The following is a 26,035-nucleotide window of genomic DNA, read 5'->3' as shown; positions in this document are numbered from 1 at the left end:
TATGCGGACCGGTCGATCCTAATGCCCCGCGGCCACCGCCCGCGCCCCGCCCCGCCCCGCCGGGCCGTCGGCCGGGTCTCCGGCGGCGTGCCGGACAGGGCTGTACGGCACGGGCGGGCCCGTGGGACGATGCGGTTTCCGCAGCCTCTCCGTTGCCAGCCAGCTCCGCCCAGCTTCCGCTTCCCCGCAGTCCCTGCCCGCGAAGGAGCCCGCCATGCCGCCGCTGCCCGGTGCCGAACCGTACCGCCACCGGGGTGGGCCGGTCGGCGTACTGCTCTGCCACGGCTTCACCGGTTCGCCGCAGTCGCTGCGCCCGTGGGCCGAGGAGCTGGCCGCGGCGGGGTTCACGGTCTCCTTGCCGCTGCTGCCCGGGCACGGCACCCGCTGGCAGGACATGCAGGTCACCCGCTGGGAGGACTGGTACGCCGAGGTCGAGCGGGAGCTGCTGGCGCTGGCCGCCGAGTGCGAGCAGGTCTTCGTCTGCGCGCTGTCGATGGGCGGCTCGCTGGCGCTGCGGCTGGCCGCGCTGCACGGGCCGGTGGTCTCCGGGCTGGTGCTGGTCAACCCGTCGGTGCGCTCCGACAACCCCGCGAGTGTGCTGCTCCCGGCGCTGCGGCACGTGGTGCCGAGCCTGCCCGGGATCGCCAACGACATCGCCCGCCCCGGCGCGGTCGAGCTCGGCTACGACCGGACGCCGCTGCACGCGGCCTGGTCGCTGTCCCTGCTCTGGAAGGACGTCCAGCGGCGGCTGCCGGAGGTGACCCAGCCGGTGCTGCTGTTCCACAGCCCGCAGGACCATGTCGTCTCGCCGGCCAACTCGGAACTGGTGCTGGCCCGGATATCCTCGACCGATGTGACGGAACGGCTGTGCCAGCGCAGCTACCACGTCGCGACGCTGGACCACGACGCGGCGGAAATATTCGCGGCCTGCCTGGCCTTCATCCGGCGGCTGGCTCCCGCGCACGCGGCGGGCGTCACCCGGGTCGAATCCGACGATCACCAAGGCTGAAGGGCCGGAAGTGCACGAGAGCAGCACGGCGGGCGGCGAGGACGAGGCACCCCGCGAGGACGGCGTGGCAAAGGACGGCGGCACGGCGGGCGGGGGGACGGCGGACGGCGCGAAGGCGCTTCCCGCGGCGGACGGCGCCGGCCCGGCGACGCCCGAGGAGCCCCGGGCGCGGCGTGCGCCCGAGCGCAGCCAGGCCGAGCAGGACGAGATCTTCGCCGCGCTGGTCGCCCAGTTCGACGATCCCGTCGACCTCAACAACCCGAACTGGCCGGAAATCGAGGACCTTCGGGCGCGCGGCGAGCTCAAGGGCGGTTTCAAGGACGGCACCGAGAACCGCACCGGCCCGGGCGACCTCGCGGACCTGGCGCCGCAGCCCCGCCCCCGCTCGACCCGGCCGGTGATGCCGGCGGCAGGCTCCGGCCCGCGCGACTTCGAGCTGGCCGAGGAGACGGACGAGGGGCACTTCGTCCCGCCGGAGCCGCCACCGCTGCCGCCCGCCGACGTCACCGCCAAGTTCGCCTGGCTCGCGGTGCTCGGCGGCCCGGCGCTGCTGCTGTTCGACGCGGTGGTCTGGCGCGAGGTCTCCGGCTGGCCCGCCTGGGTCGGCGTCACGGCCTTCCTGGGCGGTTTCGCCACCCTGGTGGTCCGGATGAAGGACCGGGACGACGACGAGCCCGAGGACCCGCACGGCGGCGCGGTCGTCTGAGTTCCACCTGTCTGAGTTCCGCCCGTCGGGGCGGGAGCGGGCCTCCCGCCCCCGACGGCGGCTCAGCCGGCCGGGAGCTCCAGCACGGCGAGCACCGGCAGATGGTCGGTGGCGGCCCGCAGGTCGGCCTCGCCGACGCCGGGCAGGCCGTGCGGGACGCCGCAGGCGAGGACCTGGATGCCGGGGGTGGTGAAGACCGCGTCGATCCGCTGGTAGGGGTTTTCCGGTACCGAGGTGAAGGTGCCGCCCCAGGGCGCGGCGAGGTGGCCGTCCCGCAGCCGGGCGGCCAGCAGCCGCCAGCCCCGACCGTCCGGGTGTTCGTTGAAGTCTCCCGCCACGACGCCGAGTTCGGCGATCCCGGCCTGGTCGAGCAGCAGCTCGAACTGGGCCAGGCGCTCATCGGCGTCCAGGCTCAGATGACAGCTCGTGACGGTGAACGGCGCCGACCCGGCCACCCGGACCAGGGCGGAGGCGAAGCCGCGCGCATGCAGGCCGCGGGTCTTGGGCAACAGCCGGTCATGGACGGCGAGGACGTCCGTGCCGGGCCGGCCGAGCAGCAGCGGGCCGGCCGCGATCCGGCCGCCGCCCGCCAGGATCACCAGGCCGGTGCGCCGGGCGAGCCAGGCGGCCTGGCCCTGCGGCCGCCAGTAGCGCGGCGACTCCTGGACGCAGACCAGATCGGGCTCGCAGGCCCGGATCACCCGCACCAGGGCCTGCCGGTCGTCGCGCAGCGAACGGATGTTGTAGCTGAGCAGCCGCACCCGGCGGGAGCCGTCCGGCCCAGGGCCGGAGGGCGGCAGTCCGGTCGAGCCGGTGGTCATGGTCCTCCCCTTTCGTCCGGTGACGACCGTACGGCAGCAGGGGAACACGCCGGTGGCGGCACGGCCGGGAGCCCTTCGGCCCCGGTCCGCGCCGCCACCGGCGGAGAAGGTCGGGTCAGCGGGTGCGGGCCAGGTCGGCCGCCCCGGCGATGCCCGCGGCGGAGCCCATCGAGGCGAGCACGACCTCGGCGCGCGGGCGGTGCACCCCACCCGTCAGATAGTGCTCGAAGGCCTTGGCGACCGGGTCCAGCAGCAGCCGGCCGGAGTCGGAGACGCCGCCGCCGAGGACGAAGACGCCCGGGTCGAAGAGCGCGGCGAGGTCGGCCATGCCCCGGCCCAGCCAGTCGGCCAGCTCCGCGTAGCACTCCAGGGCGAGCGGGTCGCCCTCCTCGGCGGCCTGGGTGATGTGGATGCCGCGGATGGTCTCGGCGACGCCGTCGTTGAGCTCCAGCATCCGCTTGCCGCGGATCTGGTCGGCGGCGGACTTCTCCCGGCCGTAGCGGCGCAGCGCCCGGCCCGAGCCGTACTGCTCCCAGCAGCCCTTGCCGCCGCAGCCGCAGGTCAGGCCGTCGGGGACCATGTTGAGGTGGCCGATCTCGCCGGCCACCCCGAACCGGCCGCGGTGCAGCCGCCCGTCCAGGACGATGCCGCCGCCGATGCCGGTGCCGACGGTGATCAGCACCATGTCCTCGTACGCGGCGCCCGCGCCGAAGCGGAACTCGGCCCAGGCTGCGCAGTTGGCGTCGTTCTCGACGACGGTGCCGAGGCCGGTGAGCTCCTCGATCCGGGAGCGCAGCGGCTCGTCCTCCCAGTCGATGTTGGGGGCGAAGATCACCGTGGAGCGGTCGCGGTCGACGAAGCCGGGCGCGCCGACACCGGCCGCCGCCACGTCGGGGTACTCCTCCTTGAGCTCGCGCACGGCCTGCGCGATGGCGTCGACCGCCCACTGCGGGTCGGCCGGGGTGGGCACCCTGGTCCGGGCCAGGATCTCGCCGGCCTCGTTCACCACGCCTGCCGCGATCTTGGTCCCGCCGACATCGACGCCAATGGTCAGAGCCATGTGTCCCTCAGCTATTCACTCGTTCCCGCTGGACGGAACGGTACCGCCCAACCCTGCCCCCCGTGCACACCGTCGCATACATTAACCGAAGACAATCATTCGCCAACCCGGCCGAATTCTTCAAAAGTCGTACAGTCGCATCCGTTCCGTCAGACACCTGAAGCACAGTGTCACCACAGGACACTCGCGACTTCACTCCTTGTCGGACGGCCCGTCAGGCGTGTCGAGGTCGATCCGCTCGCTGCCGGCGCTCCGGCCGGCGGTCCAGCGGTGCTCGTGGCCGGCGACGGCGGCCCGGTAGGCGGCCAGCAGCTCACCCCCGGCGGCAGCCAGATGGCCGTAGACCTCGGGCTGCTTCTCACGCAGCTGGTCCGCGAGGCCGGCCAGCGAGATCAGGGTCTCGGCGCCCGCCTCCTGGGCCTTCTGCCCGACCGCGGTGGCGAGCCGGCGCACCTCGTCCACCAGCGGGCCCAGCTCCGGCCCGAACGGGTGCCCCTCCTGGCCGCCCTGCTCGGCGGTCGGCTCGGTCCGGTCGGTGGTGGTCATCGCGGGCGCCTCCTCAGCTGTGGCCGCACCCGCGGCCACCTGCCCCGACGCTACCGGACCGGCCGGGCGGCCCCGTGCGGGCGCGGAGCCGGGCGCGGAACCCGCGCGGGCACGGCTCAGGACCGGCTCGGACGGGCTCTCGGACCGGCCGGGCGGACCTCAGCCCCGGGGCCAGAGCGCCGGGTCGGGGGCGAAGCGCACCGCGAGCACCCCGTCGTACAGACCGGCGCCCGCGACGGTGCAGCGGCGCAGCGCCGAGGGCAGGGTGAGGACCCTGCGGTGGGCGCCGAGACCGACCACGAGTTCGTCGCCGCGCCGGACCAGGTCCAGGTCGGCCCGCTCGGCGCCGGGCAGAACGAGGTGCCAGACCAGCAGGCCGTCCTCGGCGAGCCGGTCCTCGACCGTCCACGGCTCGGGGGCGAGCCGCGCGGGGCCGGGGCCGGCCCCGTAGAGCCGGTCGGCGACGGCCTCCAGGGTGACCTCGGCAAGGCCGGTGACCAGCACCGGGACGTCGCTCGCGGCGACGAGGGCGGCCAGCTCCTCCCGCCGGCGCCGGGCCAGCCCGGCCAGCCAGGGGTCGGGCGAGTCGGCCGCGCCGTCCGGCAGCGCGCCGTGCACCACCACGGCGTCCGGCCGGTGCCCGTGCAGGGCGAGCCCGGCGCGCACCCGGCGCAGTTCCTCGTACGGGTGGCCGTCGGCGGCGGTGACCAGGCGGACGCTGGTGCCCGGCGCGGTGATCGCCGCGCGGGCCTCGGCCAGCGCGGCGACCGCCTTGGCCCGGGCCTCGTACAGCCAGTCGGCCGGCATCGGCACCCCGGCGAGGCCGGCCAGCAGCGGGCGCAGCGCCCGGGCGGCCTGGCGCTGCTCGGGAGCGAGCCGGGCGAGGTAGCGCTCCAGCTGCTCGGGCAGGGCGAGGGTGGCGACGAGTTCGGCGGGCGGCGGGGCGAGCACCACCAGGACGTCCGCGTCGACGGCGGACAGGGCGCGCAGCAGGGCGAGCCGGGCGGTGCCGGGGAGGGCGGTGAGCTCCTCGGGGTCGAGCGGTTCGGCACCGAGCAGGTCCAGGGCGGGCTTCAGCCGGCCGCCGATCTCGCCGAGGGCGTGCCGGAAGGCGGCCTGCTCGTCGATCCGGGCGACGGTGAGCCCGGGCGCGTACGGGGTCCCTTCCGGTTCCAGCCGGGTGCCGAGGACGGTGTCCAGGGTGCGGTGCGGGTCGTCGGCGGCCAGCAGAAGGGTGCGCCGGCCCTGTCCGGCGGCGTGCAGGGCGGTGGCGGCGGCCACCGTGGGGGCCGCCGCGTCGCCGCTGACCAGGATGGTGCGCTGTGCCGTCATACCGAACAGCCCCCCGTTTCCTCGGCGTCAGCCCTCGACGCGCTTCTTCAGGCCGGCCAGGGCCCGGTCGATGATGACCTTCTCGGCCTTGCGCTTGATCATCCCGAGCATCGGGATCTTGACGTCCACGGCGAGCTGGTAGGTGACCTCGGTGCGGCCGCCGTCGAGCGGGGCGAGCGTGTAGGAGCCGTCCAGCGAGCGGAGCATCTGGCTGCGGACCAGCGTCCAGGAGACCTCGCGGTCACCGTCCCAGGTGTAGGCGAGGACGTGCTCGTCGCGGATGGCGCCGGCGTCGAGGAGCAGGCGCACCTCGGCGGCGCGGCCGTCCTCCGCGGTGCCCAGCACCTCGATCTCCTTGACCTCGCCGGTCCAGGCCGGGTAGGCGGCGAAGTCCGCGATCACGGCCATGACCGTGGCCGGGGTCGCGTCGATGGTGATGCTCGACCTGGTGTGCTCCGCCATGGAATGGCCCTCCGCGTCGTCCCTAACCTGCTGGTCCGGCCGAGGGTGCTCGGTCGGGTGCGCCCGGAGCAGGCTATCGCGACCGGCGATCCGCTCGGCTCCCCGGGCGACCGGCGGCGGTGCGGGCTACCGGCCGGTCACGTCGGTGCTGCCGTAGGGTGCCATTCGAACGACCCGGTCACGGCCTGGTCGGACCCGGTAAAGGTGTGACACTTCGAACACCGGAGCCGACCCCCCTGGTCGAAGCTGCCTACCGAGCAGTAACGTCCTGCCGTCCCGCAGCGTCGCGAACGAGGAGCAGTCTTGCTCGACTTCAGCCTTCCGGCCCTCTACCAGGTACCGAGCGGCGGTAACCTCTCCGACCTCGTGCACCAGAACGCCGAGCGGCACCCGGACGTCGTGGTGCTCAGCCGCAAGGTGGACGGCCGCTGGCAGGAGTTGACCGCCGCCCAGTTCCTGGTCGAGGTGCACGCCGCGGCCAAGGGCCTGATCGCCTCGGGCATCCGGCCCGGCGACCGAGTGGGCATCATGTCCCGTACCCGGTACGAGTGGACGCTGCTGGACTTCGCGATCTGGTCGGCCGGCGCGATCACCGTGCCGGTGTACGAGACCTCCTCCGCCGAGCAGGTCGAGTGGATCCTCGGTGACTCCGGCGCGGTCGCCGTGCTCGCCGAGACCGACCGGCACGTCGCGGTGGTCGGCGAGGTCCGGGACCGGCTGCCGGAGCTGCGGCACGTCTGGCAGATCGAGGCCGGCGCGCTGGCCACGCTGGCCGAGACGGGACGGAAGGTCGCCGACACCACCGTCGCCGAGCGCCGCTCGGTCGCCACCGCCGACTCGATCGCCACCATCGTCTACACCTCGGGCACCACCGGCCGCCCCAAGGGCTGCCAGCTGACCCACGGCAACTTCCTGGCCGAGTGCGGCAACGTGGTGGAGCGTCTGGCGCCGCTCTTCCGCACCGGTGAGAGCTCCGTACTGCTGTTCCTGCCGCTGGCCCACGTGCTCGGCCGGATCGCCGAGATCGCCCCCGCGATGGCCCCGATCAAGCTCGGCCACGTCTCGGACATCAAGGACGTCACCGCGGAGCTGGCGGCCTTCCGGCCGACCCTGATCCTGGGGGTGCCCCGGGTCTTCGAGAAGGTCTACAACACCGCCCGCGCCAAGGCCCAGGCCGACGGCAAGGGCAAGATCTTCGACAAGGCCGCCGACACCGCCGTCGCCTACAGCCGGGCGCTGGACGGCGCCGGCGCGGGCCCGGTGCTGCGGATCAAGCACAAGATCTTCGACAAGCTGGTCTACAGCAAGCTGCGCGCCGCGCTCGGCGGCCGGGCCACCCACGCGATCTCCGGGGGCGCGCCGCTCGGCGAGCGGCTCGGCCACTTCTACCGGGGCATCGGCTTCACCGTGCTGGAGGGCTACGGCCTGACCGAGACCTGCGCGGCCACCGCCTTCAACCCGTGGGACAAGCCGAAGATCGGCACGGTCGGCCAGCCGCTGCCCGGCTCGGCCGTCCGGATCGCCGAGGACGGCGAGGTCCTCTTCAAGGGCCCGCAGGTGTTCACCGGCTACTGGAACAACCCGGAGGCCACCGCCGAGGCGCTGAAGGACGGCTGGATCTCCACCGGTGACCTCGGCTCGCTCGACTCCGACGGCTATCTGACGATCACCGGCCGCAAGAAGGAGATCATCGTCACCGCGGGCGGCAAGAACGTCGCCCCGGCGGTGATCGAGGACCGGATCCGGGCGCACGCCCTGATCGGCGAGGTCATGGTGGTCGGCGACCGCAAGCCGTTCGTCGCCTGTCTGGTCACCGTGGACGAGGACTTCTTCCCCAAGTGGAAGGAGCTGAACGGCAAGCCGGCCACCGCCACGCTGGCCGAACTGAGCGAGGACCCGGACCTGCTGGCCGCCGTCCAGGCCGCCGTGGACGACGGCAACGCGGCCGTCTCGCACGCCGAGGCGGTCAAGAAGTTCCGGCTGCTGGACACCGTGTTCTCCGAGGAGAGCGGGCACCTCACGCCCTCGCTCAAGCTGAAGCGCACCCTCGTGCTGAAGGACTTCGCGGCCGACATCGAGGCGCTCTACCAGCGTTGACCTCCCGCTGTCTCCGGGCCCCCGCCCCGGCGGGGGCCCGCGCGCGCCGTCAGCCCGCCAGCAGCGCGGTCAGCCGCCCGGCCAGCAGGTCCCAGCGCCAGGAGCGGTCCACCCAGCGCCGTCCGGCCTCGCCGAGGCGGCGGCGCAGCTCCTCGTCGTTCAGCAGCCGGACGATCCGCTCGGCCGCGGCCTGCGCCGATCCGCCGGGCACCACGTAGCCGGTCTCACCCTCCAGCACGGCGTCCGGCGCGCCGCCGGAGTCCCCCGCCACCACCGGCAGGCCGGTCGCCGAGGCCTCCAGGTAGACGATGCCCAGGCCCTCCACGTCCAGCCCGCCCCGCCTGGTCCGGCAGGGCATCGCGAAGACGTCCCCGGCGCCGTAGTGCGCGGGCAGCTCCGACCACGGCACCGCGCCGGTGAAGCGCACCGCGGCCCGCACCCCCCGGGCGTCGGCGAGCTTCTCCAGGTCCGCCTGGTACGGGCCGCCGCCGACGATCAGCAGCACGGTGTCCGGCACGTCGGCGAGGATCTGCGGCATCGCCTCGATCAGGGTGTCCTGGCCCTTGCGCGGCACCAGCCGGGAGACGCAGACCACCACCGGACGGTTCGCCAGACCCAGCCGCCGGCGCAGCTCGGCGCCGCCGGAGTCGGGGTGGAAGGTCCGCTCGTCGACGCCCGGCGGCAGCTGGACCATCCGCGCGGCCGCCTCGGGCCCGACCGCGTCGGCGATCCGGGAGCGGGTGTACTCGCCGAGGTAGGTGAGGGTGTCGGTGCCCGCGCCGATCCGGCGCAGCAGCTGCCGGGCCACCGGCAGCTGGGCCCAGGCGGCCTCGTGCCCGTGGGTCATGCCGAGCAGCCGGCCGGCCCCGGCGCGGCGCAGCGCCGGCGCCATCAGCCCGAGCGGCGCGGCGGCGCCGAACCAGACCGAGTCGCACTTCTCGGCCTTCAGGATCTCGGCCGCCCGCCGGGTGACCCGGGGTGTGGGAACCATCACCTTCGTCCGGTCGCGGATCACCGGGAACGGCTGCTCGGCGTCGAAGCGGGCCACCTCGGTGCCGTCGCGCCAGGTCGAGGCGTACACCACGATGCTCCCGGCGGGCTGACGCACAGCCATGTTGTGCACAAAGGCCTGGATGCCGCCGGGGCGCGGCGGGAAGTCATTGGTGACGATCAAGGTTCTGTGCATCAGGCCACGGCTCGCTCGGTCGGGGGGTGCTCGGTGTACCGCTGGGTGATCCGTACGATAGGTCAACACCATGGCCCACCGGGAACGGATTCGCGCACGGCAACCGTTTCACCCCAGGGCCTGTCCTAGTACCTAGGCAGCCGGTGGGGCCCGGCCGAACGCGCCGTGCCCACCACCGACGGCCCGGGCGTCCGTCGCGAGACGCCTCCGGTAGGACGTCCGAGACGAACGAGGGAGCGCAGTGGAGTTGGCCCCGGCCACCGAGTCCGGTACACCCAGCGGCGCCGAAGGCCCCGGCACGGCGCTGGCCGTCCGCCAGGAGCCCCCGCAGGCACCCGCGCGCCCCTCCGGGCGCGCCGGGGCGCTCTGCGCGCTCGGCGCGAGCTGGCTGGCCACCCGGGCGCTGCTGGTGCTGCTGATGACCGGCGTCCTGAAGATGGCCGGCGGGGACATCACCACCGACGTCTGGCTGATCTACCACGGCTGGTACGGCGTGCTGCAGACCGGCACCTTCCCGCTGGACGACGTGACCTGGCAGTACCCGCCCGGCGCCGCCCTGGTCATCCTGCTGCCCGGGCTGCTGCCCTGGTCCTACCTGGTCTCGTTCTGGGTGATCTGCGGGGTCGCCGACGCGGTCGCGATGGCGCTGCTGGTGCGGACCGGTCTGCGCAAGGGTCGGGCGCTGACCGGCGCCTGGGTCTGGGTGGCCGGCGTGCCGCTGCTCGGCCCGATGATCTACAACCGGTACGACGTGGTGGTGACCGCGATCGCGGTGGCCGGCCTGCTGGCGCTGATCCGCCGCCCGGCGATCGGCGGACTGCTGCTGGGCCTGGGCGGGATCATCAAGATCTGGCCGCTGCTCGCCCTGATCGGCACACCGTCCGGCCGGCGCACCCGGCGGGCCTGGACGACCGCGGCGGCCACCGCCGTCGCGGTGGGCTTCCTGCTCGCGGCCGGGATGAACGGCGCGTTCGAGTTCCTGACGTTCCAGAAGGACCGCGGCGTCGAGGTCGAGTCGGTCGGCGCGCTGCCGCTGCACTTCGCCCGGATCGCGGGGGCCTGGGACGGCCGGGTGATGATGAACTACGGCTCGGTCGAGATGCTCGGGCCGTGGGTGGACGTGGTCGGCAAGGTCATGATGGCCGGTACCGTGCTGGGCTTCGCCTGGCTGCTGCTCTGGCGTTTCACCGCCAAGCGCCGCAACGCGGCCACCATGTACGACGCCGCGCTGACCGCGCTGCTGATCTTCACCGTGACCAGCCGGGTGATCAGCCCGCAGTACCTGGTCTGGCTGGTCGGCGTGGCGGCGGTCTGCCTGACCGTGCGCGGCAGCAGCCAGCGGCCGGTGGTGCTGCTGGTCCTGGCCGCCACTCCGCTGACCCTGCTGGAGTTCCCGCTGATGTTCACCGAGGTGGTCGGCAGCGACCCGCTGGCGGTCACCGTCCTGACCCTGCGCAACCTGCTGCTGCTGGTCGCCACGGTGCTCTCCTGCGTCCGGCTCTGGCGCTCCACCCGCGGTCCGGCGCAGCTGCCGCCCACCGTCGTGCTGGCCTCCTCGGTGCCCCTTCCGACGACCGCCTCCTACCCGGTACGGCCCGGCATCGCGTACGAGCAGGACCTGCTGGACGGCATCGACCGGCCCGGCGCACGGGCCGAACGGCGCTAGCGGGGCTCGGGACGCCCCGAGCGCTAGGGCTCCAGCAGCCGGACCGTCTCGGCCGTCCAGAGCCCGGTGAACTCGGCCAGGCCGAGGCCCAGTTGATCCCGGAGCACCCGGTCCAGCCGCTGGTCCCGGTCGGCGCCCGGGCCCGCCGCGCCGACCGCCCGGTAGAACGCGACCAGCCGCTCGGGCCCGTACCGGCGGGCGATCAGGTCACAGGCCAGCCAGGACTGTTCGTAGGCCTGGGCGATGCCGGTGGCGCCGGCGGTGAAGTCCCTGTCGGCGGGCAGCGCGGCCGGCACCTTCCCGGCGGCGACGTCACGGGCCAGCTCGGGGGCGATCTGCCGCGGGAGGCGCCCGGAGCCCTGGTAGCCGGTCCAGTCGGCGACGCCCTCGGAGAGCCAGAGCGGCGTCCAGGCCCGGGTTTCCGCCCGGGTCGCGACATGCGTCGCCTCATGGGTGGTGACCACCTGGCGGCCGAAGTCGCTGAGCCGCTGGTACGCCCCGGGGTTGACCAGCACCCGGTCCGCCGGGGTGTGCCAGGGCGCCCCGGGCGCCGCGGTGGTGACGGCCGCCATCCCCGTCCAGTCGGCCGGCTCGCCCTCCAGCAGCCGGACGAACTGGGCCTCGGTGGCGGGCAGTTCCAGTAGCAGGCGGCCCGCCCACCCGGTGCCCCAGACCGCGCTGACCGCCGGTACGGCCCGGTCCGCCACGGCCGCGAGCTCCGCCGGATCGGGGCCGTCGGCCAGACCGAGCACCAGGCAGTGGTCGCCCCGTACGGCCCGGAGGGTGCCGAGGTCCCACAGCGGCGGCGGGCCGCCGGCGCTCTCCTCCCGCTCGACCTGCCAGCCGGCCGCGGTCCGCAGCAGGGTGAGCCGGCGCGGGTACACCACCGGCTGGTCGTCGTAGCCGGCCACCCGGACGGCCAGTTCGGCCCCGGCGGTGAGCCGGCCCGGCCCGGCACCGGCGCCGAGCACCAGGTTCCGGTAGCCCGGGTCGACCAGCGACAGGCCCGTCGACCCCGCCAGCGCCTGGGCCCGCTCGGTCAGCAGGGCCGCCACCGCGGCCCCGTCATCCGCCACCCGGCCCGCGACCGGCGCCGCCGGGGCGGCCCTGGGCAGCGAGAGCTGGGCCAGTCCGCCCACCGCGAGCAGCAGCGCACCGCGCCGGGACAGCACGCCACAGCGGGCTCCGGCGTCGGTGGCAGAGGTCCGGCCGGTCCGCCTCAGAGCCGGACCACCCCCGCGACGGGCATCGCGCTGACGCTCTCGAAGCGGACCTTGGCACCCGGGTAGGGGGCGTGCACGATCACCCCGCCGCCGGCGTACATGCCGACGTGGTGCATGTCCCGGTAGAAGATCACCAGGTCTCCCGGTCGCGCGTCTGAGAGGCTGACCCGCCGGCCGGCGAACGCCTGGGCCTGCGAGGTCCGCGGCAGGGTCACTCCGGCCTGCTGCCAGCTCCAGTACATCAGACCGGAGCAGTCGAACGCTCGCGGTCCGGCGGATCCGTACACATAGGGCGAGCCGATCATCTTCACGGCGGCGGCCAGCGCGGCGGCACCGCGCTCCGAGGCGGGCGGGACGCTCCCGAGGTCGAGCCGGTCGGTACCGCGGGTGGCACGCTGCTCGGCCTCCCGGGCGTCCTGGGCCGCCATCCTGGCCCGCTCGGTGGCGCTCAGACCGTTGAGCAGCTTCTGCGCCCCGGCCAGCCGCTGCTGGATCTGTTGCTTGCTGTCGGCGAGGGCACGGCGGATCTGCTCCAGTTCGGAGAGCTTGGCGGAGGTCTCGGCCCGGCGCTGGTCGAGCCGGCGCTGGCGCGACACCACCTCGTGCAGCGTGTCGTTCTGCCGCTCGGCGGCCTGGTCGAGGGAGCGCGCCCGGGACAGATAGCCCTCGGGGTCGGTGGAGAGCATCAGCTGGACGGTCTGCGCCAGGCCGCCGGCCCGGTACTCGGCGCCGGCGACGGTGGCGAGGTCGCCGCGCAGCCGGTTGAGCTCGTCCTGGCCGACGGCGATCTGCTGCTGGAGCGTGCCGGCCTCGCTCTGCAGCCGCTGCTGCGCGTCCAGCGCCGCGTTGTACTTCTCCGACGCCTGTTCGGCCTCGTCGTACAGCTGGTCGATCCGCACCTTGACGTCCTTGCGGTTCTGCGGCCCGTCCGGTGAGCCCGGGGCGGCATGGGCGCTGCCGCCCACGGCCACGCCCAGGACGGTGGTGGCCGCCGCGGTCAGCACCAGCGCGCGGGCGAGGGTGTGCGCACCCGACTGTGGGGAACGGCGGTGCACGGCCATCCGACTGCGGCTCCAATTCTGCGTCCCGGCCTGTGGCCGCTCCGGTGCGGGCGGCTCTGGAAGCGGGTGTCCGGTGGCAGACGTTAGCGAGTCCGGGCGAGCGAGTCCAAACCCCTACCAACCCGAATATTTGACCCTGAATCGGACAGGCGTCCGGCCGGCCGGAAAAGCCGCAGGCCCGGCCTCCCGCGAGGGAGACCGGGCCTGCGAAAGCCTGACTCGGGGTCAGAGCCGCACGATGGTGGAGACCGGCATGTTGGAGGCCGACTCGTAGCGGACCGAGGCGCCGGGCTTGGGCGCGTGGATGACCTGGCCGCCACCGACGTAGATGCCCACGTGGTGGTTGTCGCCGTAGAAGATCACCAGGTCGCCGGGCTGGGCGTTGGCGATGTTCGAGCCGATCCGGGTGCCGGCGTTGGCCTGGGCCTGCGAGGTGCGCGGCAGCGACACGTTCGCCTGGGCGTACGCCCAGCTGGTGAGGCCGGAGCAGTCGAAGGAGTTCGGGCCGGTGGCGCCGTAGACGTACGGCGCGCCGAGCTTGCTCTCGGCGGCCGCGATCGCGGCGGCGGCCCGCGAGCCGTTGGCGGCCGGGGCGCTGGGCGCGGACGACGTGGACGGCGTGGACGACGCCGACGGCTTGGTGACGGGCGAGGATGACGGGGTGCCCAGGTCGCCGCGGCCGTTGTCGCGGGATGCCCGGTCGGCCTCGGCCTTCGCGGTCGCCTTGGCGGCGTCCGCCTTGGCCTTGGCCTCGGCGGCGGCCTTCTCCTCGGCCGCGCGCAGCGCCTCGCGCTCCTGCTCGGTCAGCGTGTTGAGCAGTTCCTGGGCCTTGGCCAGCTTGCCCTGGATCTCCTCCTTGGACGCCTTCAGCTGCTGGGTGGTGGCCTCCAGCTCGCCGAGCTTGTTCTGGGCCTCGGTGCGGTCCTGGTCGAGCCTGCGCTGCTGCTCCTGGAGCTCCTTCAGCTGGCCCGACTGCGAGCTGCCGGCCTGCGTCAGGGTGCCGGCCTGGGTGAGGAAGTTGTCCGGGCTGGAGGAGAGCATCAGCTGAACGGTCGGCGATATGCCGCCGTTGCGGTACTGCTCGCCGGCGATCTCGGCGAGGCCGCCCTGCAGATCGGTCACCTGCGACTGCTGGCGGGCCACCTTGTCCTGGAGCTCGCCGACCTGCTTCTGCAGCTCCTGCTGCTTGGCCTGGGCGCCGTTGTACTGCTCGGTGGCGACCTCGGCCTGCTCGTTGAGCTTGTCGACCTGCTCCTTGACCTGATCCTTGGTCGGCGTCGGGTCGGCGTGCGCGCCCGACTGCGCGGAGAGGGCCACGGCCGCTGCGGCGGCTGCGGTCAGGATGGAGACGCGGGCACGGCCGGCGGGCTTGGGACGACGATGGGACGCCACGAAGGCGGACTCCTTCTTCCTACGTCCGCCTACCGGGTGAGCTGACGGGTTCGGGCCGGAAGCGTGCCCTACGGCGCCTCACCGACCGTTCCACCGGTCGACCTGGCGCCGATTCACCCCGGAGGAACTTGGTTCCCCGGCTCCGCTCCACAGCGTCCCCGACTGCTGGACTCCCCGTCGGGCAGTCACCTGCCCCGCTGCTTCACGAACTCGACGGTAACCCCCGCCGTCACCCGGGATGGGTGATCGACTGCACGGTGGTTCGAGGCATGACCCTAGTAACAGAACCGTGATCCGTTCAAATCCTTGTCAGAAAAAAGACGGAAGAATACCCAAGTTCATTTGTGAATATGACCGAATGTGATCACAACCGCACGCGGGGCTGATCATTACTCACAATGCGGGTCGAGAGCGCCCGACCGGGGCGTGTCCCACATCACAGCAGCGGGCCGGCCCGGCCGGGCGTGTCGACCTATCAGGGAATGTCCGGATCGGGGGCTTCTGCCCCCAATCGACGAACCGTCAGACCCGGCGGATGGCGTTGATCTTCATCGCGTCGGCCTTCATCACCTTCACCACGTCACCGGTGTGCGGCGCGTGCACCACCATGCCGTTGCCGATGTACATCGCGACATGGCTGCGGTCGTCGCGGTAGATGATCAGGTCACCGGGCTGCGCCTGGTCCAGCGAGGGGACCCGGGTGCCGACGCCGGCCTGCGCCTGCGAGGTGCGCGGCAACGAGACATTGGCCTGCTTGTACGCCCAGACCATCAGACCGGAGCAGTCGAAGGTGCTCGGCCCGATGGCACCCCAGACGTACGGCGAGCCCTGCTTGCTCATCGCCTTGGCGACGGCCACCCCGGCGTACCCGCCGGCCTGCGGCAGGCTGCTCAGGTCGGTGCGCTCGCTGCCGCGCGAGGCCCGGTCGTCCTGCTGCTGCTGCGCCTTCAGGGCGGCCCGGTCGGCCGCGCTGAGCGAGTTCAGCAGCGTCTGGGCCTCCTTGAGCTTCTGGTTGACGTCCGCCTTGGCCTGGTTCAGATCCTTGGTGGTGCTGTCCAGGGAGGCGAGGACGGCGGCCGCCTCGGCCTTCTGCTGGTCCAGGCGGCGCTGCTGGTCCTGCAGGCCCTTGAGCGCCTCGGACTGGCTGGAGCTGGCCTGCTGGACGCTGGAGGCCTTGTCCAGGTAACCCGACGGGTCGGAGGAGAGCATCAGCTGCACGGACGGGTCGATGCCGCCGGTGCGGTACTGCTCGCCCGCCACCTCGGCCAGCCCGGCCTGAAGCTGCGTCATCTGGTCCTGGCCGCGGGCCACCTGGTCCTGGAGCTGGTCCGCCTGCTTGCGCAGCTGGTCGGCCCGCTCCTTGGCGCCGTTGTACTTCTCGGCCGCCTGCTCCTGCTCCTCGTTCAGCTGGTCGATCTGCGCCTTCACGTCCTCCTTCTTGGGGGAGGGCGCGGCGTGGGCGCCGACCTGGGCGGAGAGGGCGACCGCGGTCGCAGCGGCAGCGGTGAGCACGGAGACCCGCGCGCGGCTCGGCTGCTTGGGACGGCGGTGGGAGGCCAAAGTGATCGGTTCCTTCTTCCAACGGACTCACCCGTTTGAGTGAGGATCCGGAAAATAGGTTTGACGCCAGACCCTAGTGAAGATCCACGCTTTCCGCCACTCCCCCGATGGCGTGAACCTCCACCGGCGGCCTGACTTCACGGGATCCACACACTGCCGCAAACCGGGCGCTGACCAGCGGTCACTCCGGTCCCTCCGGCATCAGGGCCGGGCCAGCCGGTTCAGCAGCAGGACGGAGGCGACGGGGCGCGCGCCCGCCTTGCGCACGCCCTCCGCGACCTCCCGGTCGGTGGAGACCACCACCACCGGCCGGCCCTGCGGCTCGGCCCGCACCAGACGGCGGATCAGCTCGTCCGCCGTCTCCCCGGTCCGGCTGAAGCGCACCCGCACCCCGCGCGGCGGCGCCATGATCACCGGCACGTCCAGGTCCTGCCCGTCGAACACACAGGTGACCTCCGCCTGGGTGCGCTGGGCCAGCATCGCCAGCCCACCCAGCAACCGGATCCGCTGCTGCTCCAGCGGCAGCGCCGGATAACCGGTCTTGGTCACGTTGTAGCCGTCCACCACCAGATGCACCTGCGGGATCGCCAGCAGCTGGTCCAGCAGCGCCGGATCGTCCTCCGCCAGCCCGCGCCGGGCCACGTCGTGCGGCGAGGCCGAGCCCGGCACCACCGCCTCCACCAGGTCCGCCGGGCGGATCTGGGAGACCGGCAGCGCCAGCTCCCGCTGCAGGCCCTGCGCCGACTGCAGCACGGTGTCCAGCAGCAGCCGCAGCCGCATGTCCTCGACGCTGCGCCCCTCGCGGGCCGAACGGCGGCCCTGCTCGGCGGCGGTCTCCAGTTCGGAGATCCGGTGCCGCAGCCGCCGGGCCTCACTCTCACCCGCGCTGCGCTCGGCGGCCGCCTGCGTCCTCAGCGCCTCCAGCTCGGCGGTGACCCGGCGGGTCTCCGCCTGCGCCCGGCGGGTGTCGCTCTCCAGCGACCGCACCTTCTTGCGCAGCGACTCGGCCTCCTTGCGGACGTCCTCCGACTCGGCCCGCTGCCGGTCCAGGTCCGCCCGGGCGGAGGCCCGTACCTCCGCCAGCTCCGCCTGCAGCTTCTCCGCCAGCCGGGCCGCCTCGGCGGCGGCGCCCTCGGCGCCGGCCCGCTCGGCCTGCTCCCCCGCCTCGGCGACCAGCCGGCTCCAGCCCGCCGACCGCACCAGATAGGCGGCGGCCGCCACGTCCATCGGGTCGGCGGCGCCGGGCACATGGCCCGCCTCCAGCGCCTTCACCAGGTCCGGCTGGCCCAGCCGCAGCCGCTCCGCTATCCGGAGCCGGAAGGCCGGCTCCGACTCCAGTGCGGCGGCCAGCGCGGTGGCCGCGTACTTGGCCCGCCGGGCCGGCGTGAACTTGGCGTACTGCCGCAGGCTCTGCGGCAGTTCGGCGGGCGGCAGCCCCCCGAGCGCGTCGGCGGCGAGGCCCACCACCCGGCGGCGCACACCCTCGGGCAGCGGCCGGTCGAGCGTCTCGACGGCCCGGTCTGCCGCCGGCTCGTCACCGCCCGACTCCTCGGCGGGGGCCCCGGTACCGGACGGGGCGGCCTCGGCCGCGTCCGGCGCCTGCCCGTCCACAGCGGGCTGCCGCCCCTGCGGCCCGGCGGGCTCCTTCGCTGCGTCCACCACGTCCTCGGCTCCGATCCTCGTCCAGCGGGGTACGGCCCGCGGCCGTCGCCCTCGTCGTCACGCTCCGTGCGTTCTGTCTGTATTGTCCCCGTGCGGTGAACGGCCGCGCACCGTCCACCCCACGGACCGGGCGTCAGCCCTGCTCAGCGGCGGCCTCTCCGGCCTCGGCCCCGGGACGGGCCACCAGTTCGACCTGGTCCACCGCGTTGCACCAGCGGCAGCGCACCGACTCGATGGTCTCGCTGAGCACCTCGGTCTCCTCCACCTTGGACTCGCCGGCCAGGTCGAAGTGCAGGTACTCGGTCACCCGGGCGGAGCGGGTCACGTCGAAGCGGGTCAGGTTGCCGCACAGGGTGCAGCGCCAGCGCGTCTCAGCGGTCAGGGCGGGGACGGTCATCGGGGGTCCTCTCGGGTGGTCCCTGGGTGGGCTCAGGCGCTCCCCCCGGAGCCCCGGCGTCGGCGGCGGGAGGCGGGAATGCCCGCCCCAAGCCTATTGCCTGAGGCAACCGTCCCGACCACCGGTCGCGGCGATCGGGACGGTAGCCCACCTGCCGTACAGCGCGGTGTCGCCCGCGCCGGGCGGAGGGATGCTTGGCCGCATGGCGATCACGGTCCTCGACCACACCGGCGCACGCGGCGGGCCCCCGGCCGCGCCCGCCCCGGCCGTCACCTACGCCCTGATCGCGCTCAACACGGTGGTCTTCCTGCTCGGCCCGGCCGCCGGGCTCAACCCGCTCTACGGCCGCGGCCAGGCCAGGGTCTGCGCGGAGCAGCGGTACGAGCAGCGCTGGGGCGCGGTACCGGCCGAGCTGCTGGCCGGCCGCCCGCTGACCGCCGGACAGCTGGCCGAGGCCCCCGACCCGGCGCCCGGCTGCCCGGCCGCCCCGACCCCGGGCAAGCACCCGGCCCTGTCCGTGCTCAGCGCGCTCTTCCTGCACGCCGGCTGGCTTCACCTGCTGGGCAACCTGCTCTTCCTCTACGTCTTCGGCCCCACCGTGGAGAAGCGGATGGGCCGGGCCCGCTTCGCCGTCTTCTATCTGGCGGCCGGCAGCCTGGCCACCTACGGCTTCGCACTGGCCCAGGCGCACTCGCCCGGCTCGACCACGGTGCTGATCGGCGCCTCGGGGGCGATCTCGGCGGCGCTGGGCTGCTATCTGCGGCTCCACCCGCGGGCCCGGGTGACCACGCTCGTCCCGCTGCTGCTCTTCCTGCCGCTGCGGTTCCCGGCCTGGCTGGTGCTCGGGCTCTGGTTCGCCCTGCAGTGGTGGTCGGTCCACTCGGCCGGCCCCGGCGTCGCCTACCTGGTCCATGTCATCGGGTTCTCGGCCGGCTTCCTGTACGCCTGCACACCGGCCGGCCGCCCCCCGCGACGGCCCGTCTGACGCCCGATACCCTGGCGGCACCCCACAAAGGAGCCCGAACAGTGATCACCGCCATCGTCCTGATCAAGACCAGCGTCGACCGCATCCCGGAGATCGCCGAGGCGATCGCGGCCATCGAAGGCGTCAGCGAGGTCTACTCGGTCACCGGCGGCTACGACCTGGTGGCGATGGTGCGGGTGCGGCGGCACGACGACCTGGCCGAGGTCATCCCCGGCCGGCTGAACAAGGTCCCGGGGGTGGCCCACACCGAGACCCAGATCGCCTTCCGCACCTACTCCCAGCACGACCTGGAAGCCGCCTTCGCCCTCGGCCTGGACGAATAGCGGGACGATCAGCCCGCGCGGCGCGTGTCCGCGACGCAGCGGCCGCCCTCGTTGCGGTAGTTCCAGGCCGCCCCGTCCGTGACCAGCTCGCGGACGGCGGTCAGAAAGCGGTCGATGTGCTCGTCCGGGGTGCCGGCGCCGAAGCTGACCCGGATCGCGTTGAGGCTTCGCTCGCCCGGCAGCGACGGCTCGGGCGCACCGCACTCGGACGGCGCGACGTCCTCGTCGCCGAGCAGGGTGCGGACCAGCGGGTGCGCGCAGAACAGGCCGTCCCGCACGCCGATGCCGTACTCGGCGGAGAGCGCGGCCGAGAAGTGCGAGCTGTTCCAGCCCTGGACCACGAAGGAGAGCACGCCCACCCGGGCCGAGTCGGCGCCGAACAGGTTCAGCACCTTCACCTGCGGGACGTCCGCCAGGCCCGCCTTCAGCCGGGCGATCAGCTGCTGCTCCCGGGCCTCCAGCGCGTCGAAACCGGCCTCGGTCAGCGCCCGGCAGGCCGAGGCGATGGAGTAGACACCGATCACGTTCGGCGAACCGGCCTCGTGGCGGGCCGGGCCGGTGTGCCACTGGACGGCCACCGAGCCGTCGGCCTCCCGGGCCACGGTCCGGGTGGCACCGCCGCCGGCCAGGTACGGCTCTGCCGCGTCCAGCCAGTCGGCTCGGCCGGCCAGCACCCCGGCGCCGAACGGCGCGTACAGCTTGTGGCCGGAGAAGGCGATCCAGTCCACGCCCAGCTCGCGCACCGAGACCCGGTGGTGCGGGGCGAGCTGGGCGGCGTCCAGCACCACCCGGGCGCCGTGCCGGTGGGCGGTCGCGGTGAGCTCGGCGACCGGCCACAGCTCACCGGTGACGTTGGAGGCGCCGGTGACACAGAGCAGCTTGGGGCCCTCGGGCGCCTCGGCCAGCGCGGCGTCCAGGGCGGCGACCGCCTCGGCGTGCGAGCGCGGGGCGCGCAGGTAGCTGACCGCCAGGCCGGCGTGGCGCCAGGGCAGCAGCGAGGCGTGGTGCTCGGTCTCGAAGGCGAACACCCGGGTGCCGGCCGGGACGGCCCCGGCGAGCAGGTTGAGCGAGTCGGTGGTGGCCCGGGTGAAGACCACCTGGTCACCCTCGCGCAGGTCGAGGAACTCGCCGACGGTGCGGCGGCTCTGCTCGAACAGGTCGGTGGAGAGCTGGGAGAGGTAGCCGGCGCCGCGGTGCACGCTGCCGTAGTAGGGGGCGTAGGCGGCGACGTCGTCCCAGACCCGCTGGAGCGCCGGGGAGCTGGCCGCGTAGTCGAGCGCCGCGTAGGTGACCTTCTCGCCACTGACCAGCGGGACCTGAACGTCCTGACCGAGGACGGCGAGCGGGGCGCAGATTTCGGTGGAGAGGGACATGGGAATGCACTCCTTCTGGGTCCAGGACCCCGGGAGTGCGTGTCGTCCGGGTGTCCGCGCTTGCCACCCGGACGGTTTGCCGCGTGACCCGGTCCTCACCCAGGGCACCCCGCCACGGACGGAGGGTTGCCGGACAGCCAGCTGGGGCTTTGCGCTGTCACTCATGACCTGGCGAAGACTCTAGGTCGCGCCCGCCGGGCGGTCAAACACGGTTTCACCATCCGGACACCCCGCGAAGACGCCGAAGGGCCGGTGGCGACCCGCCGCCACCGGCCCCAACTGCCTTCTCACGCCCGGGCGGTGGCCTCCGACCAGCGCTTCAGGACGTCCTGCGCCGCGCCCGAGTCGATGGCCTCGGCGGCCCGCTCGATCCCGGCCGCCAGCTGCTCGGCGAGCGGGGCACCGGTCAGCTCCAGCGCCACCAGCGCGGCCGCCGTGTTGAGCAGGACGGCGTCCCGCACCGGCCCGTGCTCCCCCGCCAGCAGCCGACGGGCGACCTCCGCGTTGTACGCCGCGTCCGCCCCGCGCAGCGCCTCGATGCCGACCAGTTCGATGCCGACCTGGCGCGGGTCGAAGGACTCCTCGGTGACGACACCGTCGCGCACGATCCAGACCTGCGAGGTGGTGGAGATGGTCAGCTCGTCCAGACCGTCGTCGCCCCGGAAGACCAGGGCGTTCGAGCCGCGCTGTGCCAGCACCCCGGCGATCAGCCCGGCCAGCCGGGTGTCGAAGCAGCCGATCGCGTGCGAGGTCACCCTGGCCGGGTTGGTCAGCGGGCCGAGGATGTTGAACGCCGTCGGCACCCCGAGGTCGCGCCGCGCCGGGGCGGCGTGCCGCATCGCCGGGTGGAACTTGGCGGCGAAACAGAAGGTGAGCCCGACCTCCTCCGCCACCTCGGCGACCCGGCGCGCGGAGAGGTCGAGGCCGATGCCGAGCTTCTCCAGCACGTCGGAGGAGCCGCTGGCCGAGGAGGAGGCCCGGTTGCCGTGCTTCACCACCTTGGCGCCGGCCGCGGCCGCGACGATCGCCGACATGGTGGAGATGTTGACGGTCTTGGCGCGGTCGCCGCCGGTGCCGACGATGTCGACGGCCGGGCCGGGGATGTCCAGCGGCTCGGCGTGCGCGTACATCGAGTCCACCAGGCCGGAGATCTCGTCGACCGTCTCGCCCTTGGCCCGCAGCGCCACCATGAAGCCGGCCACCTGGACCGGGGAGGCCTCGCCGCTCATGATCCGGTCCATCGCCCAGGCGGTGGCCGACCGGCTCAGGTGCTCGCCCCTCAGCAGCGCCGACAGGATGTCCGGCCAGGTGCGGACCACCTGCGCGGGGTCGTTGCCGCCGTTCGCAGGGTGCACGTTCACCATGGCTGACTCCAGCTCTTGTCGGTTCCCCGGGGTCGGGGACATCCGTAGGAATGGAATCAGCCTATCGAGCGGCGAGGTCCCCCGGTCCGCCCCGGCACCCGCCTTCTCTAGGAGTGAGACGGCACCGCTCAGCGGGCGACCGGCGCCCGCTTCTCCAGCCGGGCGCGGAGCAGGGTGGCGGCGGACTCGGCCAGCGCCACCGGGTCCACCGGGCGGGAGATCGCCGCGTCCGCCCGGCTCCAGGCGGCGAGCCAGGAGTCCTGCGGCCGTCCGATCAGCACCAGCACCGGCGGGCAGCCGTAGATCTCGTCCTTCAGCTGCCGCCCGAGGCCGAGGCCGCCGGCCGGCACCGCCTCGCCGTCCAGGACGCAGAGGTCCACCCCGCCCTTCTCCAGCGCCTTGAGCACGGCAGGGGTCGTCGCGCACTCCAGGTAGGACAGCTCCGGCAGATCCTCGGCGGGCCGACGGCCGAGCGCCGTCAGCACCTGCTCGCGGGTGTTGCGGTCGTGGCTGTAGACGAGAACGGTGAGCGTCTCGTCGGTCTTGTACGCCATGGGCCCTGCTCCCTCAAGTGTGATCCGGACCACGTTCGCCTGATCCGGATGCTACTCCCGATCACCTGCCGCCGGTCCCTCCCGCGCGATCCCTTCTCAAGCCGCCGCGCCCACGACTCACCCAGTCGGAGGACGGCCCGTCACCCCAGACCTCGCAGTCACCCGTACGGTCGACACGGCGGCCCCTCCTTTACTCCCCACCCACCCCCGAACCATGCAGCGACACGCAGGGCAACAGGGTCGAAGGGGCCTTCGAAGAACCGTCAGAAAAGGGACACGCCGCTGCTCAGCCGCCATCCGGACGCCCCGTCGGCCCCCGGGGGGGCATACCGCACGCACCGGACACTCCGAGGGACACCCCCCGGCGTGAAGACGGAATAAGGGACCGACATAATGTCCGTCGTGGCGACAGCAACAGCAGTAGAAACCGGGCACGCGCACGGATCGGTCAACCGGCCGAACATGGTCAGCGTCGGAACGATCGTCTGGCTCAGTTCCGAGTTGATGTTCTTCGCGGCCCTCTTCGCGATGTACTTCACGCTCCGCTCCGTCAAGGGAGCCGAGTTCTGGAGCGAGAAGGCGCACGCCCTCAACGTGCCCTTCTCCTCGGTCAACACCACGATCCTGGTGCTCTCCTCGCTGACCTGCCAGCTCGGCGTGTTCGCCGCCGAGCGCGGGGACGTGAAGAAGCTCCGCTCGTGGTTCGTCATCACCTTCGTGATGGGCGCGATCTTCATCGGCGGCCAGATCTTCGAGTACACCGAGCTGGTCAAGAAGGACGGCCTCTCGCTGTCCTCGGACCCGTACGGCACGGTGTTCTACCTGACCACCGGCTTCCACGGTCTGCACGTGACGGGTGGTCTGATCGCCTTCCTGCTGGTCCTGGGACGGACGTACGCAGCCAAGCGCTTCACGCACGAGCAGGCCACCGCAGCCATCGTGGTGTCGTACTACTGGCACTTCGTCGATGTCGTGTGGATCGGCCTGTTCGCGACCATCTACCTGATCAAGTAACCAGCTGATCAGGTCACTGGCCACCGGCTCCGGTCCCCGCCCTCACCGGCGACGGGCCTCTTTGCCGGTGCCGACGCTCCCACCGACCGACCGCGCGCGCAGCCCTAGAACAGGCAGCCTCGTGCCGGCCAGACCGGCCGCCGGGTGCACCCACCAGTCGACCAGATCCTGACACCGGGGTTATTCCGTGAAAAAGCTCTCCGCACGACGGCGCCACCCATTGGCGGCGCTGGTCGTCCTACTTCTCGCCCTGGCGGCAACCGGGGGGCTGTACGCCGCGTTCGCGCCCGCCGACAAGGCGCAGGCCGACGTCGCCGCGCAGTCGCTCGCGATCGATGAGGGCAAGAAGCTCTTCGCCGTGGGCTGCTCCTCCTGCCACGGCCTGAACGGTCAGGGCAGCAGCGACGGTCCCAGCCTGGTCGGCGTCGGCTCCGCCGCGGTCGACTTCCAGGTCGGCACCGGCCGCATGCCGGCCCAGCAGCCCGGCGCCCAGGTGCCGCGCAAGAAGAACATCTACTCGCAGTCGGAGATCGACCAGCTGGCCGCCTTCGTGGCCTCGCTCGGCCCCGGCCCGGTGCGGCCGGACCCGGAGCAGTACACCTCGACCAACCCGGACGACGTGTCCAAGGGTGGCGAGCTGTTCCGCACCAACTGCGCCCAGTGCCACAACTTCGCCGGTCAGGGCGGTGCCCTGACCCAGGGCAAGTACGCCCCGTCGCTGGAGGGCGTGGACGCCAAGCACATCTACGAGGCCATGCAGACCGGCCCGCAGAACATGCCGTCGTTCCCGGACACCACCATGCCCGAGGAGCAGAAGAAGCAGATCGTGGCCTTCGTTCGCCACGCCACCAACGATGAGCCCAACCCCGGCGGTCTCACGCTCGGCAGCCTCGGTCCGGTGACCGAGGGCCTGTTCGGCTGGATCTTCGGTCTCGGCGCGCTCATCGCGGTCGCGATCTGGGTCGCCGCCCACACCACCAAGGCCAAGAAGTCATGAGCCACGACATGTCAGAAGAGAAGCTGCCGGAGCCGCACGGCTCCGCCGGGCACCACGAGGTGGCCGCCCACGGCGACCCGTTCGCCGACCCGGGCCTGCCGGCCCACGAACCCCGCCGGACCGACATCGACGAGCGGGCCGCCAAGCGGGCCGAGCGCCAGGTCTCGCTGATGTTCGTGGTCTCGATGCTCGCCACCGTGGGCTTCATCGCCTCCTACGTGGCCATCGACCCGGACAAGATCGTCTACGTCTTCCCGCTGGGTCACATCAGCGCGCTGAACTTCGCGCTGGGCCTGACCCTGGGTGTGGCGCTGTTCTGCATCGGCGCGGGCGCGGTCCACTGGGCCCGCACCCTGATGTCCGACCACGAGGTGCCGGCCGAGCGTCACCCGATCGAGGCTGACGACGAGGTCCGCGCGGACGTCATCGACCAGTTCAAGACCGGTGCCGCCGAGTCCGGCTTCGGCCGCCGCAAGATGATCCGCAACACCCTCATCGGTTCGATGGCGCTGGTCCCGCTCTCCGGCGTGGTCCTGCTCCGCGACCTGGGCCCGCTGCCCGAGGACAAGCTGGCGCACACCGGCTGGCGCGAGGCCACCGAGGCCAAGCCGCTGCAGCTCATCAACATGAACACCAACACGCCGATGAAGGCCGAGGACATCATCGTCGGCTCGCTGACCTTCGCCATGCCGGAGGGTCTGCACGTCCACGACGAGGACTTCCAGCAGCAGATCGCCAAGGACGCCCTGATGCTGGTGCGCATCGCGCCGGAGGACATCAAGGACGACCGCTCCCGGGAGCAGGGCTTCGAGGGCATCCTCGCCTACTCGAAGATCTGCACCCACGTCGGCTGCCCGATCAGCCTCTACGAGCAGCAGACCCACCACGCGCTCTGCCCCTGCCACCAGTCGACCTTCGACCTGGCGGACGGCGCACGCGTCATCTTCGGCCCGGCCGGCCACCCGCTGCCGCAGCTGAAGATCACCACTGACGAGAAGGGCTTCCTGGTCGCCACCGGCGACTTCGACGAGCCCGTCGGCCCGAGCTACTGGGAGCGTGCTCGATGAGTAGCGCGAGCAGCACCACGTCCGGTGCCGCCAAGCCCGCCAGTACGCGCGCCAAGCCCGCCAACAAGTGGGAGCAGGCCGCTGACTGGACGGACGGCCGGCTGGGGATCTACTCCCTGGCCAGGGCCAACCTCCGCAAGATCTTCCCGGACCACTGGTCCTTCATGCTGGGCGAGAT

24 protein-coding genes, 1 pseudogene and 2 riboswitches are annotated in these 26,035 nt (G+C 73.0%); of the genes and pseudogenes, 10 read left to right on the top strand and 15 right to left on the bottom strand.

All coding sequences use genetic code 11. The annotated features are described in order from the left end of the window. The first annotated feature begins 214 nt into the window (after positions 1 to 214). Complete coding sequence (locus AB0P06_RS12845) at positions 215 to 1,009, top strand: alpha/beta fold hydrolase (RefSeq protein ID WP_363607279.1); 795 nt, start codon at positions 215 to 217, stop codon at positions 1,007 to 1,009. Between the two features lie 10 nt (positions 1,010 to 1,019). Next, positions 1,020 to 1,715: a hypothetical protein gene (locus AB0P06_RS12840; protein ID WP_363607278.1), complete on the top strand. Its 696-nt coding sequence runs from the start codon at positions 1,020 to 1,022 to the stop codon at positions 1,713 to 1,715. 62 nt (positions 1,716 to 1,777) lie between these two features. Here AB0P06_RS12840 and AB0P06_RS12835 read toward each other — a convergent pair whose 3' ends face one another. From AB0P06_RS12835 to AB0P06_RS12815, 5 genes are all read right to left on the bottom strand, one after another. Continuing rightward, complete coding sequence (locus AB0P06_RS12835) at positions 1,778 to 2,536, bottom strand: endonuclease/exonuclease/phosphatase family protein (RefSeq protein WP_363607277.1); 759 nt, start codon at positions 2,534 to 2,536, stop codon at positions 1,778 to 1,780. Positions 2,537 to 2,651: 115 nt separating this feature from the next. Then, positions 2,652 to 3,596 carry an ROK family glucokinase gene (locus tag AB0P06_RS12830; protein ID WP_363607276.1) on the bottom strand — a complete coding sequence of 315 codons (945 nt, stop codon included), beginning with the start codon at positions 3,594 to 3,596 and terminating at the stop codon, positions 2,652 to 2,654. A gap of 192 nt (positions 3,597 to 3,788) precedes the next feature. After that, positions 3,789 to 4,142 (bottom strand): DUF5304 family protein, encoded by a 354-nt coding sequence (locus AB0P06_RS12825; protein WP_363607275.1) that lies wholly within the window; start codon positions 4,140 to 4,142, stop codon positions 3,789 to 3,791. Positions 4,143 to 4,301: 159 nt separating this feature from the next. Continuing rightward, entirely contained in the window at positions 4,302 to 5,474 is a 1,173-nt protein-coding gene (locus AB0P06_RS12820) for an ArsA-related P-loop ATPase (protein WP_363607274.1), read from the bottom strand. 27 nt (positions 5,475 to 5,501) lie between these two features. Continuing rightward, the gene (locus tag AB0P06_RS12815; RefSeq protein WP_363607273.1) at positions 5,502 to 5,936 is read right to left on the bottom strand and encodes an SRPBCC family protein; all 435 of its coding nucleotides are present in this window, start codon (positions 5,934 to 5,936) and stop codon (positions 5,502 to 5,504) included. A gap of 303 nt (positions 5,937 to 6,239) precedes the next feature. Between AB0P06_RS12815 and AB0P06_RS12810 the strand changes: the two genes are divergently transcribed. After that, positions 6,240 to 8,033 carry a long-chain fatty acid--CoA ligase gene (locus AB0P06_RS12810; RefSeq protein ID WP_363607272.1) on the top strand — a complete coding sequence of 598 codons (1,794 nt, stop codon included), beginning with the start codon at positions 6,240 to 6,242 and terminating at the stop codon, positions 8,031 to 8,033. Between the two features lie 49 nt (positions 8,034 to 8,082). On the opposite strand, the gene AB0P06_RS12805 is transcribed toward AB0P06_RS12810, so the two are convergent. Continuing rightward, a complete protein-coding gene (locus tag AB0P06_RS12805) occupies positions 8,083 to 9,219 on the bottom strand; it encodes a glycosyltransferase family 4 protein (protein WP_363607271.1) in 1,137 nt (378 codons plus the stop codon). A gap of 241 nt (positions 9,220 to 9,460) precedes the next feature. Between AB0P06_RS12805 and AB0P06_RS12800 the strand changes: the two genes are divergently transcribed. After that, positions 9,461 to 10,885 (top strand): glycosyltransferase 87 family protein, encoded by a 1,425-nt coding sequence (locus tag AB0P06_RS12800; protein ID WP_363607270.1) that lies wholly within the window; start codon positions 9,461 to 9,463, stop codon positions 10,883 to 10,885. Between the two features lie 23 nt (positions 10,886 to 10,908). Here AB0P06_RS12800 and AB0P06_RS12795 read toward each other — a convergent pair whose 3' ends face one another. The 6 genes from AB0P06_RS12795 to AB0P06_RS12770 form a co-directional block, all read right to left on the bottom strand. Next, complete coding sequence (locus AB0P06_RS12795) at positions 10,909 to 12,057, bottom strand: hypothetical protein (protein ID WP_363607269.1); 1,149 nt, start codon at positions 12,055 to 12,057, stop codon at positions 10,909 to 10,911. Between the two features lie 47 nt (positions 12,058 to 12,104). Beyond that, on the bottom strand, positions 12,105 to 13,169 hold the full coding sequence (locus AB0P06_RS12790) for an NlpC/P60 family protein (RefSeq protein ID WP_363607268.1): 1,065 nt from the start codon (positions 13,167 to 13,169) through the stop codon (positions 12,105 to 12,107). 225 nt (positions 13,170 to 13,394) lie between these two features. Further along, complete coding sequence (locus AB0P06_RS12785; RefSeq protein WP_363607267.1) at positions 13,395 to 14,561, bottom strand: NlpC/P60 family protein; 1,167 nt, start codon at positions 14,559 to 14,561, stop codon at positions 13,395 to 13,397. A gap of 10 nt (positions 14,562 to 14,571) precedes the next feature. Further along, positions 14,572 to 14,726, bottom strand: a riboswitch (cyclic di-AMP (ydaO/yuaA leader). A 357-nt stretch (positions 14,727 to 15,083) separates the two neighbouring features. Beyond that, positions 15,084 to 16,121, bottom strand: coding sequence for an NlpC/P60 family protein (locus tag AB0P06_RS12780; protein ID WP_363607265.1), 1,038 nt, complete (start codon positions 16,119 to 16,121; stop codon positions 15,084 to 15,086). 201 nt (positions 16,122 to 16,322) lie between these two features. Continuing rightward, positions 16,323 to 17,783, bottom strand: a complete 1,461-nt coding sequence (locus AB0P06_RS12775) for an NYN domain-containing protein (RefSeq protein ID WP_363607263.1) — start codon at positions 17,781 to 17,783, stop codon at positions 16,323 to 16,325. Between the two features lie 133 nt (positions 17,784 to 17,916). Further along, entirely contained in the window at positions 17,917 to 18,180 is a 264-nt protein-coding gene (locus tag AB0P06_RS12770) for a hypothetical protein (protein ID WP_363607262.1), read from the bottom strand. Between the two features lie 202 nt (positions 18,181 to 18,382). Here AB0P06_RS12770 and AB0P06_RS12765 point away from each other — a divergent pair, with 202 nt between their 5' ends. Further along, complete coding sequence (locus tag AB0P06_RS12765; protein WP_363607260.1) at positions 18,383 to 19,165, top strand: rhomboid family intramembrane serine protease; 783 nt, start codon at positions 18,383 to 18,385, stop codon at positions 19,163 to 19,165. 41 nt (positions 19,166 to 19,206) lie between these two features. Next, positions 19,207 to 19,488, top strand: a complete 282-nt coding sequence (locus tag AB0P06_RS12760) for an Lrp/AsnC ligand binding domain-containing protein (protein WP_030240061.1) — start codon at positions 19,207 to 19,209, stop codon at positions 19,486 to 19,488. A gap of 8 nt (positions 19,489 to 19,496) precedes the next feature. Here the strand turns inward: AB0P06_RS12760 and AB0P06_RS12755 are convergent, their stop codons facing one another. From AB0P06_RS12755 to AB0P06_RS12745, 3 genes are all read right to left on the bottom strand, one after another. Beyond that, the gene (locus AB0P06_RS12755; RefSeq protein WP_363607258.1) at positions 19,497 to 20,861 is read right to left on the bottom strand and encodes an aminotransferase class V-fold PLP-dependent enzyme; all 1,365 of its coding nucleotides are present in this window, start codon (positions 20,859 to 20,861) and stop codon (positions 19,497 to 19,499) included. A 51-nt stretch (positions 20,862 to 20,912) separates the two neighbouring features. After that, a riboswitch (SAM riboswitch) is annotated at positions 20,913 to 21,030 on the bottom strand. 118 nt (positions 21,031 to 21,148) lie between these two features. Continuing rightward, positions 21,149 to 22,225 (bottom strand): anthranilate phosphoribosyltransferase, encoded by a 1,077-nt coding sequence (trpD, locus tag AB0P06_RS12750; RefSeq protein ID WP_363607257.1) that lies wholly within the window; start codon positions 22,223 to 22,225, stop codon positions 21,149 to 21,151. 128 nt (positions 22,226 to 22,353) lie between these two features. After that, positions 22,354 to 22,779: a hypothetical protein gene (locus tag AB0P06_RS12745; RefSeq protein WP_363607255.1), complete on the bottom strand. Its 426-nt coding sequence runs from the start codon at positions 22,777 to 22,779 to the stop codon at positions 22,354 to 22,356. 393 nt (positions 22,780 to 23,172) lie between these two features. Between AB0P06_RS12745 and AB0P06_RS12740 the strand changes: the two genes are divergently transcribed. From AB0P06_RS12740 to AB0P06_RS12725, 4 genes and pseudogenes are all read left to right on the top strand, one after another. Beyond that, positions 23,173 to 23,793 (top strand): heme-copper oxidase subunit III, encoded by a 621-nt coding sequence (locus AB0P06_RS12740; RefSeq protein ID WP_360184421.1) that lies wholly within the window; start codon positions 23,173 to 23,175, stop codon positions 23,791 to 23,793. Between the two features lie 187 nt (positions 23,794 to 23,980). Beyond that, entirely contained in the window at positions 23,981 to 24,790 is an 810-nt protein-coding gene (locus AB0P06_RS12735; protein ID WP_363607253.1) for a c-type cytochrome, read from the top strand. Between the two features lie 8 nt (positions 24,791 to 24,798). Then, positions 24,799 to 25,857, top strand: a complete 1,059-nt coding sequence (locus AB0P06_RS12730; RefSeq protein ID WP_363607252.1) for a Rieske 2Fe-2S domain-containing protein — start codon at positions 24,799 to 24,801, stop codon at positions 25,855 to 25,857. Beyond that, positions 25,854 to 26,035 (top strand): annotated as a pseudogene (locus AB0P06_RS12725) (ubiquinol-cytochrome c reductase cytochrome b subunit); the annotation flags it as partial. The gene AB0P06_RS12730 and the pseudogene AB0P06_RS12725, both read left to right, overlap by 4 nt.

The sequence above is a fragment of the Kitasatospora sp. NPDC088351 genome (genome assembly GCF_040685575.1).
Taxonomy (GTDB): domain Bacteria; phylum Actinomycetota; class Actinomycetes; order Streptomycetales; family Streptomycetaceae; genus Kitasatospora.
The sequence above is the reverse complement of the archived record's forward strand: the minus strand, read 5'-3'. Positions and strand labels throughout refer to the sequence as shown.

What these genes read in the sequence shown, in the direction of transcription:
- AB0P06_RS12790 (WP_363607268.1), bottom strand. Translation starts at nt 13,169, where the DNA reads ATGGCCGTGCACCGCCGTTCCCCACAGTCGGGTGCGCACACCCTCGCC.
- AB0P06_RS12755 (WP_363607258.1), bottom strand. Translation starts at nt 20,861, where the DNA reads ATGTCCCTCTCCACCGAAATCTGCGCCCCGCTCGCCGTCCTCGGTCAG.
- trpD (WP_363607257.1), bottom strand. Translation starts at nt 22,225, where the DNA reads ATGGTGAACGTGCACCCTGCGAACGGCGGCAACGACCCCGCGCAGGTG.
- AB0P06_RS12745 (WP_363607255.1), bottom strand. Translation starts at nt 22,779, where the DNA reads ATGGCGTACAAGACCGACGAGACGCTCACCGTTCTCGTCTACAGCCAC.
- AB0P06_RS12835 (WP_363607277.1), bottom strand. Translation starts at nt 2,536, where the DNA reads ATGACCACCGGCTCGACCGGACTGCCGCCCTCCGGCCCTGGGCCGGAC.
- AB0P06_RS12730 (WP_363607252.1), top strand. Translation starts at nt 24,799, where the DNA reads ATGTCAGAAGAGAAGCTGCCGGAGCCGCACGGCTCCGCCGGGCACCAC.
- AB0P06_RS12740 (WP_360184421.1), top strand. Translation starts at nt 23,173, where the DNA reads ATGTCCGTCGTGGCGACAGCAACAGCAGTAGAAACCGGGCACGCGCAC.
- AB0P06_RS12825 (WP_363607275.1), bottom strand. Translation starts at nt 4,142, where the DNA reads ATGACCACCACCGACCGGACCGAGCCGACCGCCGAGCAGGGCGGCCAG.
- AB0P06_RS12770 (WP_363607262.1), bottom strand. Translation starts at nt 18,180, where the DNA reads ATGACCGTCCCCGCCCTGACCGCTGAGACGCGCTGGCGCTGCACCCTG.
- AB0P06_RS12815 (WP_363607273.1), bottom strand. Translation starts at nt 5,936, where the DNA reads ATGGCGGAGCACACCAGGTCGAGCATCACCATCGACGCGACCCCGGCC.
- AB0P06_RS12845 (WP_363607279.1), top strand. Translation starts at nt 215, where the DNA reads ATGCCGCCGCTGCCCGGTGCCGAACCGTACCGCCACCGGGGTGGGCCG.
- AB0P06_RS12805 (WP_363607271.1), bottom strand. Translation starts at nt 9,219, where the DNA reads ATGCACAGAACCTTGATCGTCACCAATGACTTCCCGCCGCGCCCCGGC.
- AB0P06_RS12830 (WP_363607276.1), bottom strand. Translation starts at nt 3,596, where the DNA reads ATGGCTCTGACCATTGGCGTCGATGTCGGCGGGACCAAGATCGCGGCA.
- AB0P06_RS12765 (WP_363607260.1), top strand. Translation starts at nt 18,383, where the DNA reads ATGGCGATCACGGTCCTCGACCACACCGGCGCACGCGGCGGGCCCCCG.
- AB0P06_RS12820 (WP_363607274.1), bottom strand. Translation starts at nt 5,474, where the DNA reads ATGACGGCACAGCGCACCATCCTGGTCAGCGGCGACGCGGCGGCCCCC.